Origin of the sequence: Microbacterium sp. NPDC077663 (assembly GCF_044542795.1) — a bacterium.
Classification (GTDB): domain Bacteria; phylum Actinomycetota; class Actinomycetes; order Actinomycetales; family Microbacteriaceae; genus Microbacterium.
In genome coordinates this window covers 641,685-656,534 of the sequence record NZ_JBITVE010000001.1, presented here as the reverse complement: position 1 = coordinate 656,534, position 14,850 = coordinate 641,685, and the positions used below count along the sequence as shown (strand labels likewise).

The 14,850-nt window shown below is 72.8% G+C and carries 14 protein-coding genes; 2 read left to right on the top strand and 12 right to left on the bottom strand.

The window, feature by feature from the left end:
• Positions 1 to 61: 61 nt before the first annotated feature.
• The 10 genes from rsmA to hemE form a co-directional block, all read right to left on the bottom strand.
• Positions 62 to 901: a 16S rRNA (adenine(1518)-N(6)/adenine(1519)-N(6))-dimethyltransferase RsmA gene (rsmA, locus tag ACIGEP_RS03160; protein WP_396660178.1), complete on the bottom strand. Its 840-nt coding sequence runs from the start codon at positions 899 to 901 to the stop codon at positions 62 to 64.
• A gap of 146 nt (positions 902 to 1,047) precedes the next feature.
• Positions 1,048 to 1,656 (bottom strand): hypothetical protein, encoded by a 609-nt coding sequence (locus ACIGEP_RS03155; protein WP_396660177.1) that lies wholly within the window; start codon positions 1,654 to 1,656, stop codon positions 1,048 to 1,050.
• A 25-nt stretch (positions 1,657 to 1,681) separates the two neighbouring features.
• Positions 1,682 to 2,986 (bottom strand): glutamate-1-semialdehyde 2,1-aminomutase, encoded by a 1,305-nt coding sequence (hemL, locus tag ACIGEP_RS03150; protein ID WP_396660176.1) that lies wholly within the window; start codon positions 2,984 to 2,986, stop codon positions 1,682 to 1,684.
• Complete coding sequence (gene hemB, locus ACIGEP_RS03145) at positions 2,983 to 3,978, bottom strand: porphobilinogen synthase (protein ID WP_396660175.1); 996 nt, start codon at positions 3,976 to 3,978, stop codon at positions 2,983 to 2,985. Before hemB ends, hemL begins: the two co-directional genes overlap by 4 nt.
• Positions 3,975 to 4,748, bottom strand: a complete 774-nt coding sequence (locus ACIGEP_RS03140) for a uroporphyrinogen-III synthase (protein WP_396660174.1) — start codon at positions 4,746 to 4,748, stop codon at positions 3,975 to 3,977. Before ACIGEP_RS03140 ends, hemB begins: the two co-directional genes overlap by 4 nt.
• Positions 4,745 to 5,716: a hydroxymethylbilane synthase gene (gene hemC, locus ACIGEP_RS03135; RefSeq protein WP_396660173.1), complete on the bottom strand. Its 972-nt coding sequence runs from the start codon at positions 5,714 to 5,716 to the stop codon at positions 4,745 to 4,747. The genes ACIGEP_RS03140 and hemC overlap by 4 nt, the downstream gene beginning before the upstream one ends.
• Positions 5,659 to 6,897 carry a ferrochelatase gene (locus ACIGEP_RS03130; protein ID WP_396660172.1) on the bottom strand — a complete coding sequence of 413 codons (1,239 nt, stop codon included), beginning with the start codon at positions 6,895 to 6,897 and terminating at the stop codon, positions 5,659 to 5,661. Before ACIGEP_RS03130 ends, hemC begins: the two co-directional genes overlap by 58 nt.
• Positions 6,894 to 7,574, bottom strand: a complete 681-nt coding sequence (gene hemQ / locus ACIGEP_RS03125; RefSeq protein ID WP_396660171.1) for a hydrogen peroxide-dependent heme synthase — start codon at positions 7,572 to 7,574, stop codon at positions 6,894 to 6,896. Before hemQ ends, ACIGEP_RS03130 begins: the two co-directional genes overlap by 4 nt.
• On the bottom strand, positions 7,564 to 8,952 hold the full coding sequence (locus ACIGEP_RS03120) for a protoporphyrinogen/coproporphyrinogen oxidase (RefSeq protein ID WP_396660170.1): 1,389 nt from the start codon (positions 8,950 to 8,952) through the stop codon (positions 7,564 to 7,566). Before ACIGEP_RS03120 ends, hemQ begins: the two co-directional genes overlap by 11 nt.
• Positions 8,949 to 10,070, bottom strand: a complete 1,122-nt coding sequence (gene hemE, locus ACIGEP_RS03115) for a uroporphyrinogen decarboxylase (RefSeq protein WP_396661000.1) — start codon at positions 10,068 to 10,070, stop codon at positions 8,949 to 8,951. Before hemE ends, ACIGEP_RS03120 begins: the two co-directional genes overlap by 4 nt.
• Positions 10,071 to 10,129: 59 nt before the next feature.
• On the opposite strand from hemE, the gene ACIGEP_RS03110 reads away from it, so the two are divergent.
• Positions 10,130 to 11,401 (top strand): glutamyl-tRNA reductase, encoded by a 1,272-nt coding sequence (locus tag ACIGEP_RS03110; protein WP_396660169.1) that lies wholly within the window; start codon positions 10,130 to 10,132, stop codon positions 11,399 to 11,401.
• Positions 11,398 to 12,411, top strand: coding sequence for a LacI family DNA-binding transcriptional regulator (locus ACIGEP_RS03105; RefSeq protein ID WP_396660168.1), 1,014 nt, complete (start codon positions 11,398 to 11,400; stop codon positions 12,409 to 12,411). The genes ACIGEP_RS03110 and ACIGEP_RS03105 overlap by 4 nt, the downstream gene beginning before the upstream one ends.
• Here ACIGEP_RS03105 and ACIGEP_RS03100 read toward each other — a convergent pair.
• Positions 12,390 to 13,283, bottom strand: coding sequence for a TatD family hydrolase (locus tag ACIGEP_RS03100; protein ID WP_396660167.1), 894 nt, complete (start codon positions 13,281 to 13,283; stop codon positions 12,390 to 12,392). The genes ACIGEP_RS03105 and ACIGEP_RS03100 overlap by 22 nt on opposite strands.
• The gene (gene metG / locus ACIGEP_RS03095; protein ID WP_396660166.1) at positions 13,280 to 14,848 is read right to left on the bottom strand and encodes a methionine--tRNA ligase; all 1,569 of its coding nucleotides are present in this window, start codon (positions 14,846 to 14,848) and stop codon (positions 13,280 to 13,282) included. The genes ACIGEP_RS03100 and metG overlap by 4 nt, the downstream gene beginning before the upstream one ends.
• Positions 14,849 to 14,850: the final 2 nt, after the last annotated feature.

Genomic DNA, 14,850 nt, shown 5'->3' with positions numbered 1-14,850 from the left:
GCCGCCATCTCCTCACGAAGCTTGCGTGCGTGTACCCCGCGTGCGGTCGGATACCGCGGCGTCAGGCGCGGGCGATGCGGACGTAGTCCGCGATCGTCAGGTCCTCGCCGCGGGCGGTCGGGGCGACGCCGGCGCGCTCGAGCACCTCGGTCGCCGACGCGGACGAGCCGCCCAGGACACCGGAGAGCGCCTGGCGGAGCATCTTGCGGCGCTGCTGAAACGCCGCGTCGACGATGGCGAAGGTGCGCAGTCGCTCCTCCTCGGTGCCGCGAGGATCGCTGTCGCGCTCGAACCCGACGAGCACGCTGTCGACGTTCGGCACCGGCCAGAAGACCTGGCGCGACACCGTGCCCGCGAGGCGCCACGTGCCGTACCACGCGGCCTTGACGCTGGGAGCGCCGTACACCTTCGAACCCGACGGCGCGGCCAGCCGCTCGCCGACCTCGGCCTGGACCATGACGACGCCGCGCTGGATCGACGGGAAGTGCTCCATGAAGTGCAGGAGCACCGGCACACTGACGTTGTAGGGCAGATTGGCGACCAGGACGTCGGGGTCGCCCGGGAGCTCCGTCACGCGCAGAGCGTCCTGCGCGATCACGGTCAGGGCGCCGTCCGGCACACCGTGGGCGGCGGCGGTCGCCGGCAGGCGCTCGGCCAGGCGGTGGTCGATCTCGACGGCGGTGACGGGCGCGCCGGTCTCGAGGATCGCCAGGGTGAGCGAGCCGAGGCCGGGCCCGACCTCGACCACGCGGTCGGCGGACGTGACCCGCGCGGCGTTCACGATCTTGCGCACGGTGTTCGCGTCGACGACGAAGTTCTGCCCGAGCTTCTTGGTCGGAGTGACGTCGAGGTCGGCGGCGAGCAAACGGATCTCGGCGGCGCCGAGGAGGGTGACGGGCATGGGTTCCAGCCTAGTTGCCGGGCACTCGGGATCCGTCGGGGTGACGGATGCACGACCGACGGGGCGGAAGTGACCTCGTGGGGCGGGTGAGACGGTGTCCGAGCGACGCGTCGTGCATCCGCCGCCGTACCCGCCCTCCCCCGCCCTCAGCCGCCCTCGCCGCCCGGGTCGATGGGGGCCCCGTCCCCGTCCTCGGGGAGGTCGCCGCGTTCGACCGGGCCGCCGCGCTCGCTCCGCCTCTGGAGCTCGGCGAACATGAGATCGATCTCCGCGACGGTGGGGGTCCGCACGCCCGCGGCTGCCTCCCTGAGGTCCTCCGACGGGGCGCCGAAACCGTCGCCTCCGATGATCAGCACCGTCCGGCCGTCTTCCACGACGGCGTACTCGTCGATCCCCCCGGCCGATCGGCGCCACGTCGTACCGTCTAGGGCGCACGTCGCGTCACCGCCACCCCACATCTGCAGGTCGGCGCAGCCGGCGGCATCCATCTCCCCCGGCTGTGTGCGCACGGTGATGATGTCGCCGCCCGGCTTCGCCCACGTCGCGGTCACGCCGCGGTCGTCCGTCTCGTTCACGGACTGCGGGGCCAGATCGTATCCCTCGATGCTCGTCGTCACCACGAGCGCGGGATCGACGCCGAGGTGCGAAACCCGCTCGGCGATCTCGTCGGGCGTGGCCGAGGCCGCGGTCGCGCACCCCGAGAGCGCGATCCCCAGGACGGCCGCGAGCAGAGCGAGCAGCGAGCGACGAGGCATGCCGCTCACCCTAGCCGTCGACTGCTCAGCCGGCCGCTGCCCGCGCGGCGGCGGGAAGCGCGTCGACGATCCGCGCGATCGCGGCCTCATCGTGCGCGGCCGTGACGAACCAGGCCTCGAACGCCGACGGCGGCAGCGACACCCCGCCCTCGAGCATCGCGTGGAAGAAGCGGCCGTACGCGTCGGCATCCTGCGAGGTGGCGGTCGCGTAGTCGGGCACGCCGTTCACGACGGACTCGCCGAAGAAGATGCTGAACAGGGTCCCCGCCCACTGCACGACGTGCGGCACACCGGCATCGGTCAGGGCAGCGGATGCCGCGTCCGCGACGGTGTGCGCGACGGAGTCGAGTGTGCGGTAGACCGCCTCGTCGGCGTGCGTGAGGGTCGCAAGGCCCGCGGCGACGGCGACCGGGTTCCCCGACAGGGTGCCGGCCTGATAGACGGGACCGGTCGGGGCGAGGAGGTCCATGATGTCGGCGCGGCCGGCGACCGCGGCGACGGGGAGACCGCCGCCGATGACCTTGCCGAAGGCGATGAGGTGGGGGACGACGTGCTCGCCCGCGGCATCCAGGACACCGGCGTAGCCCGAACGCGAGGAGCGGAAGCCGGTGAGCACCTCGTCGCTGATCACGAGCGCGCCGTTCCGGTGCGCGATGTCGGACAGGAAGGCCGTGAAGCCCGGTGCCGGCGGGACGACGCCCATGTTCGCGCCGGCGGCCTCGGTGATGATCGCGGCGATCCGGCCCTCGTGAGCGCGGAACACCTCCTCCACCGCGGCACGGTCGTTGTAGCCGATGACGAGGGTCTGCGCCGCGATCGGTGCGGGGACCCCCGCCGACCCGGGCAGCGCGAGGGTCGCCAGCCCCGAGCCGGCCTGCGCGAGGAGGCCGTCGGAGTGACCGTGGTAGTGACCGGCGAACTTGACGAGCAGGTCGCGGCCGGTCGCCGCGCGGGCGAGGCGGATCGCCGTCATCGTCGCCTCGGTACCGGTCGAGACGAGGCGGATCTTCTCGGCGGCAGGAACGCGCGAACGGATCTCCTCGGCGAGTTCTGTCTCAGCCGCCGTCGGCGCGCCGAACGAGAGACCGCGGCGAGCGGCCTCGACGACCGCCTCGATCACGGCGGGGTGCGAGTGGCCGAGCAGGGCGGGGCCCCAGCTGGCGACGAGGTCGACGTAGTCGCGGCCATCGGCATCCGTCACGTAGGCACCCTGCGCCGACACCATGAACCGGGGCGTGCCGCCGACGGAACCGTAGGCGCGGACGGGCGAGTCGACACCGCCGGGGATCACTCCGCGGGCGCGGTCGAACAGCTCCTGATTACGGCTCATGCGAGTTCCTTCCCGGCACGCAGCCAGTGCGCGACCTCGACGGCCCAGTAGGTGAGGATGACGTCGGCGCCGGCGCGGCGGATGCCGACGAGGCTCTCGCCGATCGCGCGCTCGCGGTCGATGAGTCCGGCGGCGGCGGCGTGCTCGATCATCGCGTACTCCCCCGACACCTGATAGGCCCAGACCGGCACGTTCGAGCGGTCCGAGACGCGGGCGAGCACGTCGAGGTAGGGCATGGCGGGCTTGACCATGACGACGTCGGCGCCCTCGGCGATGTCGACGAGGGCTTCCTCGATGCCCTCGCGGGCGTTGGCGGGATCCATCTGGTAGGTCCGGCGATCGCCCTGCAGGGTCGACTCGACGGCGTCGCGGAACGGACCGTAGAAGGCCGAGGCGTACTTCGCGGAGTAGGCGAGGATCGCGACGTGCGCGAAGCCCGCGGCATCCAGTCCGGCACGGACCGCGGCGACCTGGCCGTCCATCATCCCCGAGAGGCCGAGGACGTCGGCGCCGGCGCGCGCCTGCGCGACGCCCATCTCGGCGTAGACCTCGAGGGTCGCGTCGTTGTCGACCGAGCCGTCGGCGGCGAGCAGGCCGCAGTGCCCGTGGTCGGTGAACTCGTCGAGGCACAGGTCGGCCTGCACCGTCAGGCGGCCGGCGGCGGCACGCGACGCGACGGCGATCGCCCGGTTGAGGATGCCGCCCGGATCGGTCGCGCCGCTGCCGACCGCGTCGCGGACGGCGGGCACGCCGAAGAGCATGATCCCGCCGATGCCCGCCGCGGCGGCGTCATCGACGACGTCGGCGACGGCATCGAGCGGATGCTGCGACACCCCGGGCATGCTCGCGATCGGCTGAGCTTCGGAGATGCCCTCCTTCACGAACACCGGCAGCACGAGCTGCGAGGGCACGAGGTGGTGTTCGGCGGCGAGGCGCCGCAACGCAGGGGTGCCGCGCAGACGGCGCAGGCGACGGGTGGGGAACGAGGTCATGACGACTCCTTGACGGGGAGGTGGGCGTCGAGCTCGGCGATCAGCGCGTCGATGCTCTGGGTCTGGGCGGTGCGGCCGACGGTGAATCCGAGGACGGCGGCGTCGCGCGTCGTCCCCGGTCCGATGGAGGCGACGAGAGTGGATGCCGGGAGGCGCCCCACCTGCCGGCGCAGCTCCCGGCCGACGCTGAGCGAGGTCAGCAGCACGATGTCGATCTCGCCGGAGCGGAGAGCGCCTGCGACCTCCGGCTCCAGGTCCACGCCGACGGTCCGGTAGGCGACGCAGACATCGACGGCGAAGCCGCGCACCTCGAGCTCGTCGCTCACGACGGCCTGGGCGAGGTCGCTGCGCACGACGAGCGAGCGGCCCGTGGCCGCGGGCAGGCGGTCGGCGCACCACTGCGAGGCCAGGGCGGCGGCGGAGGACGTCCCGGCGGGGACGAAATCGACCTCCCACCCGGCCTCGGCGACGGCGCGCGCGGTAGCGCGGCCGACCGCAGCGATCCGGGTGGTCTCGGGGACCCGGACCCCCCGCTGCCGCAGCTGCTCGACGCTCGCGGCGCTCGTCACGAACAGCCAGGCGTAGGCGCCGCCGGACAGAGCCGCGAAGGCGCGATCCCGCGCGGCGGTGTCACGGGGCGGAGCGGAGGAGATGAGCGGAGCGACGACGGCGCGGGCGCCGCGGGCGTGCAGCTCTGCGGCGACCCGCCGCCCCCAGGCACCGCCGCGCGGGACGAGCACGCGGGTGCCGCGCAGGCCTCCCCCGCTCATCGGGAGGTGCCCGCCAGATCGGCGAGGTCGGCGGCACCGCCCTCGAGGAGCTCGGCGACGACCTCCGCCGCGACGGCGTCGAGGTCGGCGTGCGGGTCGAGGCGGCGCTCGGCGACGACCGAGCGCGAACCGTCCTCGGCGTACACGTGGGCCACGAGCGTCACGACATCGCCGAGGTGCACGGCGTCGATCGCGACGGGCGCGGCGCACCCGGCCTCGAGGCGACGCAGGACGGCGCGCTCCAGATGCGCGGCGTGCGCGGTCGGGCCGTCCTCGATGAGCGCGACCGCCTCGGCGACGGCGGTGTCGCCGTCACGGACCTCGACGGCGAGCGCGCCCTGGGCTGCGGAGGTCGGCCAGTCGAGCACCTGGGTGATGGCGGCGTCCCGGCCGATGCGGCGAAGCCCCGCCTCGGCGAGGACGATCGCGTCGTACTGCCCGTCGGCGACCTTGCGGAGCCGGCTGTCCACGTTGCCGCGGATGCCGTCGACGACGAGGTCGGGGCGGCGTGCCCGCACCTGCGCCACGCGGCGGGGCGAACCCGTGCCGATGCGGGCTCCCGCGGGGAGCTCGTCGAGGTCGAGCCCGTCGCGGGAGTGCAGGATGTCGCGCCGCGACGCGCGCACCGGCACGGCACCGACGACGATGCCCGGGTACGGGGCGGTCGGCAGGTCCTTCATCGAGTGCACGAGGAAGTCGCACTCGCCGCGAAGCAGGGCGTCACGCAGGGCCGTCGCGAACACGCCGGTGCCGCCCATCTGCGCGAGCGGTCCGGTGAGGACGTCGCCCTCGCTCGTGATGGGCACGAGTTCGACACTCCGACCGGATGCCGCGGCCACCGCATCCGCCACGTGCTGCGACTGGGTCGTCGCCAGCAGGCTCGCACGGGTGCCGAGGCGCAGGGTCCCGGTCACGGCGCCACGCCCGACAGCGCCGGCTGGAAGCCGAGCCGTGTGTTCTCGCAGCATCCGGGTCGGCACACGTCGTACCAGGGCCCGAGCTCGGTGACGGCGGGGCGGTCGGCGGCGGGGGTGCCCTTCAGCCGTTCTTCGACGAGGTCGACGAGACCGGCGACGTAGTCGGGGTGCGTGCTGGGCGTGGCGGTGCGGACGGCGATGAGCCCGAGCTCCTCGGCGGTCTCCATCGCCTCGGTGTCGAGGTCCCACATGACCTCCATGTGGTCGCTGACGAAGCCGAGCGGCACGATGAGGACGGCTTTGCGACCCCGGCCCGGCAGCTCCTGCATCGCGTCGTTGATGTCGGGCTCGAGCCACGGCACCTGCGGCGGGCCGGAGCGGCTCTGGAAGACGAGCTGCCAGGCGCCGGGGAACCCGAGGCGCGAGATGATCTCCTCACCGACGGCGAGGTGCTGGGCGACGTAGGCGCCGCCGGGGCCGAAGCCGCGCTCGGGTGGTCCGGACCGGTCGGCGTCGGAGGTCGGGATCGAGTGGGTGGAGAAGAGGATCTCGACTTCATTGGCGAGGTCGGTGACACCACGCTCGGCGAGCTCGGCGATCCCGGCGCGGATGCCGTCGACGAAGGGCGCGACGAAGCCGGGGTGGTCGAAGAACTGGCGGACCTTGTCGATCTGCACGCCCGTCTGCAGTCCCGTCGCCTCGACCGCGTCGGCGAGGTCCTCGCGGTACTGGCGGCACGACGAGTACGAGCTGTACGCGCTCGTGGCGATCGCGAGGAGCTTCGTGCGCCCGTCGGCGTGGGCGGTCTGGAGCGCATCGGTGACGTACGGCATCCAGTTGCGGTTGCCCCAGTACACCGGCAGGTCGAGTCCGCGCGCGGCGAGCTCGGCATCCAGGGCGGCCTTGAGCTCGCGGTTGTGCTCGTTGATGGGCGACACCCCGCCGAAGTGGCGGTAGTGGTGCGCGACCTCTTCGAGGCGCTCGTCGGGGATGCCGCGGCCCGCGGTCACGTTGCGCAGGAACGGGATGACGTCGTCCTGGCCTTCGGGGCCGCCGAAGCCGAGCAGGAGGATGCCGTCGTACGCCACCGGCGTCGTGGCGTGCGGCTCTCCGGCGCACGTCCCCTCGGTCGCGTTCGGGATGACGCACCCGTCGGCGACGACCACACCCGACGCGCGCGGCGGCTTCGGGCGGAACTCCGCGCCGTGGGATCCGATGTTCTGCGCACTCACGACAGCACCTCCGCCAACTCGTCGATCTCCACGCGCCGCCCGGTGTAGAACGGCACCTCTTCGCGCACGTGACGCCGGGCGTCGGTGGCACGCAGCTCCCGCATCATGTCGACGAGGCTGATCGGGTCATCGCTCTCCAGCGGCAGGAGCCACTCGTAGTCGCTCAAGCCGAAGGTCGAGACGGTGTTGGCGACGACGTCGCGGAACGCGGCCCCCTTGCGGCCGTGCTCCGCCAGCATGCGGGAGCGCTCCTCCTCGGGCAGCAGATACCACTCGTAGCTCCGGACGAAGGGGTAGAGGCAGAGCCACCCGCGCGCGTGCTCACCGCGGAGGTAGCCCGGCACGTGACGCTTGTTGAACTCCGCCTCACGGTGCACCCCCATCGCGCTCCAGACGTTCGTGAAGGCGGCGAGCACCGGCGTGCGGCGGAGCTCACGGAGCGCCTTCTGGAGCGCTGCCGGGTCTTCGCCGTGGAGCCAGACCATCAGATCGGCCTCGGCGCGCATCCCGGTGACGTCGTAGAACCCGCGGAGGGTCACGTCGGCCGGCAAGGCGTCGACGACCGCCCGCAGCGCGTCGAGGTCCGCGCTCGCAGCGGCGCCCCGCGGACGCGGGCCGGCGAGGATCGCGAAGAGCGTGTAGCCGAGGCCGGGGGCTGACAGATCGTCAGCGGACATGACGTACTCCTTCGGAGGGGGTGGGGTGGGACAGCATTTCCGCCGCGACGGCGCGGGCGTGAGGGATGACCGACGCGAGCCCGGTGCCGGCGGCGACGGCTCCGAGGAGTCGGATGCCGCGGGTCGCCGCGGCGGCCGTGACGGCGGAACGCACCTCGGGGGTGACGACGGCGTCCGACCAGACCACCGGAGTGACCCCCCGCACATCGGCGGCGGTGACGGCGACACCGGTCAGCGTGCGGACGGCGGCGGCGACACCGGCCGGTGTCTCGAGTCCGCCCTCGGCGGCGTCGCGGGCCGACAGACGCACGACGTGCACACCGGCGGGGAGCGCCGTGGCGGCCCACTCCCACTTCGCGTCGACGTGGGTGAGGGCCTTGGCGGCCGTCGGCACGTCGGGGGCGGCGATGACGCCGGACCCGACCGGGTACGGGTCGAGCGCCGCCGACACGATCTCGGCGACGACGAGATGCACGGGCGCGGTCGCGGGCGCGGCGACGCCGAGCAGACGGGCGGCGGACGACGGCCCGGTCGCGAGCACCACCTCGCGCGCGATGAGGGTCTCGCCGTCCAGCACGATCTCGGCCTGCGCGGGGGCGTCCCGGATCTCGTTCACGTGCGCACCGGTGCGGATGACGGCGCCCGCGCGCAGCGCGGCGATCTCCAGCTCCGACGCCAGCCGCCACAATCCCCCCTCGACGCCGCGGACGGCGGAGCCTGCGCGCGCCTGCGGCGCGAGGGCATCGACGGCCGCGGTCAGTGACCCGAGCTGCTGGAAGCTCTGCCACAGAGCGGGATGGAGCGACGAGAGGGTGACCGCATCGGCGGGCTGCGAATAGACGCTCGCGCAGAGGGGTTCGACGAGGCGGGCCGTGACGGCTGCGCCGAACCGCGCCGTCGCGAGCTCTGCGAGCGTCGGCTCCGGTCCCTCGAAGACCGCCGGGTCGACGGGCAGGTCTCGTTCCTGCGCGGCGCGACGGGCGCCGGCGCGGCCGAGCACACGGGCCACGTCGGCCGCCGTCGGGTCCGCCGGCATCCCGATGAGCGCGCGCCGCGGGAGCGGAGCGCGTCCGGTACGGCCCAGACCTCGGCGGAAGGCGACGTGCGCACCTCCGGCGCGCGGCTCGACGAGCTGGACCGCCAGGCGCGCGTCGGCGACGAGGTCGGCGACGCCGGTCGTGCGGGTGGCGAAGGACTCGGCCCCGAGGTCGAGCTCGACACCGGCGACGGTGCCGCGGCGCAGCATCCCGCCGACCGCGTCATCGGCGTCGAGTACGACGACGTCCCGCCCGGCGCGGGCGAGTTCCCACGCGGCGGTCAGTGCGGCGACACCGCCGCCGACGATGACGACGTCGTGGCTGCGCAAGGCACCGGTCACGGCGCCCGCCAATCGTGGACCGTCCGGACCACCGCCGAGATCGCGTCGGGGTCGGCTTCCATCGGCACGCCGTGTCCGAGGTTGAAGACGTGCGCGCGGGCGGCGAGACCCGCCTCGAGCACGCGGTGCACACCCGCGGTCCGCACCGGCTCGGGCGCGAACAGCAGCGCGGGGTCGAGGTTGCCCTGCAATGTCAGATCGCGGCCGATCCGGCGGCGCGCGTCGTCGAGGCGAACGCGGTAATCCACGCCCAGCGCATCGATGTCGGGGGTCGCCATGTCGGCGAGGATCTCGCCCGTCCCGACCCCGAAATGCACGAGGGGCAGTCGGTCGACGCCGTCCGGCAGCGGCAGGGAGCGGGCGTGATCGAGCGCCGCGACGGATGCCGGGAGCACCGCCGCGCGGTAGTCGTCGGGGTTCAGGCCGCCCGCCCACGAGTCGAACAGCTGGCCGGCGCTGGCGCCTGCCTCGATCTGCAGGGCGAGGAAGCGTCCGGTGACCTCGGCGAGCCACATCGTCAGGTCGTGCCAGGCGGAGGGGTCCTCGTGGATGAGACGCCGGGCGGCGAGGTGATCCTTCGACGGGCCGCCCTCGACGAGGTACGCCGCCAGGGTGAACGGTGCGCCGGCGAACCCGATCAGGGGCAGCGGCTCCCCGCGCTCCTCGGAGAGGTCGGCGAGCATCGCCGTCGTGCGACCGACGGCATCCGCGATCGCCTCGCCGCGCTCGGTGACGAGGGCGGGATCGATCGCGACGGCCCGCGCGATGTCGGCGGGGGTGCGCAGCGGCTGCGAGAAGACCGGACCGCGCCCGGCGGCGATCTCCACGTCGATGCCGATGAGCGCCAGCGGGATGATGATGTCGCTGAAGAAGATCGCCGCGTCGACACCGTGGCGTCGGACCGGCTGCATCGTGATCTCGCTCGCCAGGGCGGGGTCCAGACAGGCCTCGATCATCGACCCCTGCGACCGGAGTGCGCGGTACTCGGGCAGCGACCGTCCGGCCTGCCGCATGAACCAGACGGGGGTCGTCTGCGGGCGGTCGCCCAGGAGCGCGCGGACGAGGCGGGACTCGCGGGTGCGCGCAGCGATGAGGGGGTGGCTGGTGCCGGGAATGATGGACTCCTCGAATCGGTTAATCGATATACTAATCGTGATCCAAGGGGGTTCTCCGCACCGTGCTCGTCTGCCTGACCGCTCATCAGCGCTCCACGCCGTTCGATTCGCTCGAGCGGCTGTCGACGGTCGGAGACGACCTCGCCGAGCGTCTGTCCGTGGTCCACGACTCGATCCGCGGCGCCGTGGTCCTCGCCACCTGCAACCGCTTCGAGGCCTACTTCGATCTCGCCGAGGAACCCGACCTCGCCTCCCCCGTCCCCGCGATGGATGCCGCGATGGAAGCCATCGCCGGTGCGGCCGACATGGACTATCGGTCGCTGCGCGAGAACGTCGACTTCGCCCACGGCAACCAGGTCGCCCACCACCTGTTCACCGTCGCGTCGGGCCTGGATTCCGTCGCCGTCGGCGAGGACGAGATCGCCGGCCAGGTCCGTCGTGCGCTCGAGGCCGCCCGCGGACGGGGATTGACCACTGCGCCGCTCGAGCACCTCTTCCAGCGCGCGACCGAGACCTCGCGGGCCGTCAAGAACACGACCCGCCTCGGCGAATCCGGTCGATCGCTCGTGCGCCTGGCCGTCGACCTCGTCAGCCCCCGCGTGGACTGGACGACCGCACGCGTGCTCCTCGTGGGCACGGGACGCTACGCCGCCGCCGCGCTCGCCGCGCTCCGTACCGTCGGCGCCGTCGACATCCGCGTGCACTCGCGCTCGGGTCGCCAGAAGTTCGCCAACCGCGAGCACCTCGTGCACGTGGGGGTCGACGACTACGCCGCCGAGGCTGCGGGGGCGGACATCGTCGTCACCTGCACGGCGACGACCGACACCTTCGCCCTGGACGCCTTCTCGCACGCGACCGCGCGCGCCGGCAGCACCCGCCCCCAGGTGATCATCGACCTCGGCCTGCCGCGCAACGTCGACCCCGAGGTGGCCCTGCTCCCGGGTGTGGAGCTGCTCGACCTCGAGACCATCCGCCTGCACGCCCCCGTCGACGAGGCCGAGACCGTCGGACAGGCCCGCGAGATCGTCGAGGCCGCCGCGAAGCGGCATGCCGCCGCGCGGCGCGTGCACGAGGTGTCGCCGTCGGTCGTCGACCTCCGCGGTTTCGTGCACGGTGTGCTCGACGAGGAACTGACGCGCGCCCGCCGGCGGGGGGACTCCGCCGAGGTCGAGACCGCGCTGCGGCACTTCTCGGGAGTCCTGCTCCACCAGCTCATCGCACGCGGGCACACGCTCGCCTCCTCGGGAGCCGGCCCACAGTGGGCCGAGGCGATCCGCACGGTGCTGCCGGAGCCGCGCGAGGGCGTGTCACCCGACGAGGGCGAGCGAGCGTGAGCCCGAGCGTCACACTGAAGGACATCGCGCGCGCCGCAGGCGTGTCGACGGCGGCCATCAGTCAGGCGCTCAACGACCGCGGCAACATGCGTCCCGAGACGCGCGAACGCATCAAGGCGATCGCCACCGAGCTCGGGTACGTCCCCAATCGTCACGCCGCGGCCCTGCGCAGCGGCCGCACCATGACGGTCGGGTTCGTCATGGGCGACGATCTCGACGGCGACCGACGCGACGAACTCCAGCGCGCCCGCAAGCTGACCTCGCTCGTGCGGGCCTCGGCGGCGCACGGGTTCACCGTCACCGTGCTGCCGGACTCCGCCCCCGACCTCCTCGCCGGCACGACCCTCGACGCCCTGTACGTCCCGGATGCCCGCGGCAACCGCGAACTGCTGCTCGCCGCCATCGCGCGCGGCATCCCGATCGTCGCGGACGATCAGTTCGTCGACGGCTCGCGCGGTCTTAGCATCCGCACCGGCTACGACGCCGCGGTGCGCGCAGGACTCGACGAGCTCGAACGTGCCGGCGCCCGCCGGATCGCGTTCCTGACCGAGGACGGCGGCGCGCCCCGTGACGAGATCGGACGGGCCGCCTACGAGATCTGGAGCTCGGTGCGGGGCCGCGAACCGCTCGTCCGCGCGGTCGACGCTTCGCGTCGGACCCTGCCCCGCCTCATCACCGACGCCCTCGCCGACGGCGCCGACGCGATCTTCGCCGGGGCGGAGGACGGCCCGGACGTCTACCTGCAGCTCGAGGAGATGCGTCTCGTCATCCCCCGCGACGTCCAGCTCGTCGCCCTGTGCTCCACCGACTGCGCCGTCAACCGTCGACTGGGCGTGACACATGTCTGCATCCGGCCGGACCTCGCGGCCGAGGCGATGTTCGACACCCTGCCGGCTGCCCTTCTCGACGACGGCCCGCGGGTCGTGGACCTTCCGTGGGAGCTCGTCCCGGGGTCGACGACGCGTCCGCCGGTGTCCGCGGCGATCCCTCAGTCCGTGAAGGCGCCGTAGACCTCGAGCGTGTTCTGCGCGAGCTGCGCGCACAGCTCCTCGAGGGGGATGCCGAGCTCGGCGGCCATGAACCGCACCGTCACCGGCACGAGGTAGGGCGCGTTGGGGCGCCCCCGGTGCGGGGTCGGCGTGAGGAAGGGCGCATCCGTCTCGACCAGGATCCGCTCGCGGGGCGTGACCGCGAGGGCATCCCGCAGGTTCTGCGCGTTCTTGAACGTCACGTTCCCCGCGAAACTCAGCCAGTAGCCGCGGTCGGCGCAGTACCCCGCCATCTCGGCATCGCCCGAGAAGCAGTGGAAGACGGTGCGCTCGGGGGCCCCGACGCGTTCGAGTGTCTCGAGCACCGCCGCATGGGCGTCGCGATCGTGGATCTGCATCGCGATCCCGTGACGCTTCGCGATGTCGATGTGCGCCTCGAAGCTCGTCACCTGCGCGGGGATGCCGTCGTCCGCCGTGCGAAAGAAGTCGAGCCCGGTCTCCCCCACCGCGCGCACGCGGGGCTGCGCCGCGAGCTCGTCGATGACGGCGATGGCCTCGTCGAGGCGGCCGGCGGCCTGGTAGGCGGGCGCCTCGTTGGGATGGATCGCGACGGCCGCGAGCACCGCGGGGTGGGATGCCGCGGCCCACGCCGACCAGCGCGACGATTCGATGTCGCCGCCGGCCTGGACCACCCCGACCACCCCGACCTCGGCCGCGCGGGCCAGCTGCTCGTCGAGGCCGCGCGGCTCGTCACCGTCCTCGATCTCGAGGTGGGCGTGATTGTCGTAGACGGCGACGGGCAGCGGCTCGGGCGGGTCGGGCCAGCGGACGTCGCGTGCGGACTGCTCGCGCTGGCGGACGTAGCCGCTCGGGTCGGTCGGGTCGGTCGTCATGCCGTCTGCTCGACGCGCGGGAACAGCGGCGCGAGCGTGCCCACCCGCGCACCCGCCGGGAGCTGCCCCCACGTGCCCGCTTCGCGCAGCGGCTGCGCGGCGAGCTCGCCCGGAGCGCCGAGGGCCTCCCACAGCGTCGCGGTGGACGCCGGCATCACCGGCGACAGCAGGACGGCCAGCGCTCGCAGGCCCTCGGCCGCCGTGTAGAGCACGGTCGAGAGCCGATCGCGGTTCGCGTCGTCCTTCGCGAGCGCCCACGGCTCGTTCTCGGTGATGTACCCGTTGAGCTCGTCGACGATGGTCCAGATCGCCGAGATCGCCTCGTCGGGGCGGAAGGCGGTCATCGCCGCGTCGGCGGCGGTCGCGGCATCCGCCACCGTCCGCTGGACCCGCTGGTCGATCTCCGCGGCAGCGCCCGGGGTGGGCACGACACCGTCGAAGTAGCGCCCGATCATCGCGATCGTGCGCGAGGCGAGATTGCCGAAACCGTTCGCGAGCTCGGCCTGGTAGCGCGCCGACAGGTCCTCCCACGAGAAGGACCCGTCCTGCCCGAAGGCGATCGCCGACAGGAAGTAGAACCGGTAGGCGTCCGAGCCGAAGACGTCGGTGATCTCGGTCGGTGCGATGCCGGTGAGCTTCGACTTCGACATCTTTTCGCCGCCGACGAGCAGCCAGCCGTGGGCGAAGATGCCCTTCGGAACCTCGAGGCCGGCGGCCATCAGCATCGCGGGCCAGATGACGGCGTGGAAGCGCAGGATGTCCTTGCCCACGACGTGGTACGCCGGCCAGCGACGCGCGAACTCCTCGGGGTCCTCGCCGTAGCCGACGGCGGTCGCGTAGTTGAGCAGCGCGTCGACCCACACGTAGATGACGTGCGACTCGTCCCACGGCACGCGGATGCCCCAGTCGAACGCGGAGCGCGAGATCGACAGGTCCTTGAGGCCGGAGCGCACGAACGAGACGACCTCGTTGCGCGCCGAGTCCGGGCGCACGAAGTCGGGCTGCGTCTTGTAGAGCTCGAGCAGGCGGTCCTGGAACTCGCTGAGCTTGAAGAAGTAGTTCTTCTCCTGCAGGAGTTCGAGCGGCTTCGAATGGATGGCGCACACCTTGAGCCCCTCGAAGGGGCCGGTGCCGTCGACGATCTCGGCCTCGGGCTTGAACTCCTCGCAGCCCACGCAGTACAGCGCCTCGTACTCGCCGGCGTAGATGTAGCCGCTGTCGTAGAGGGCCTGCACGAACTTCTTGACGCGCTCCTCGTGCCGAGGCTGCGTCGTGCGGATGAAGTCGTCGTTGGCGACGTCGAGGGTCTTCAGCAGCGGGAACCAGCTCTCCTCGACGAGCTTGTCGACCCACTCCTGCGGGGTGACGCCGTTCGCGGTCGCGGCACGCAGCATCTTCTGGCCGTGCTCGTCGGTGCCGGTGAGCATCCAGGTGTCGTCCCCGGCCTGCCGGTGCCAGCGCGCGAGGGTGTCCACCGCCACCGACGTGTACCCGTGCCCGATGTGGGGCAGATCGCTCGGGTAGTAGATGGGGGTGGTGATGTAGAAGGAGCCGCCGGAAGTCACCT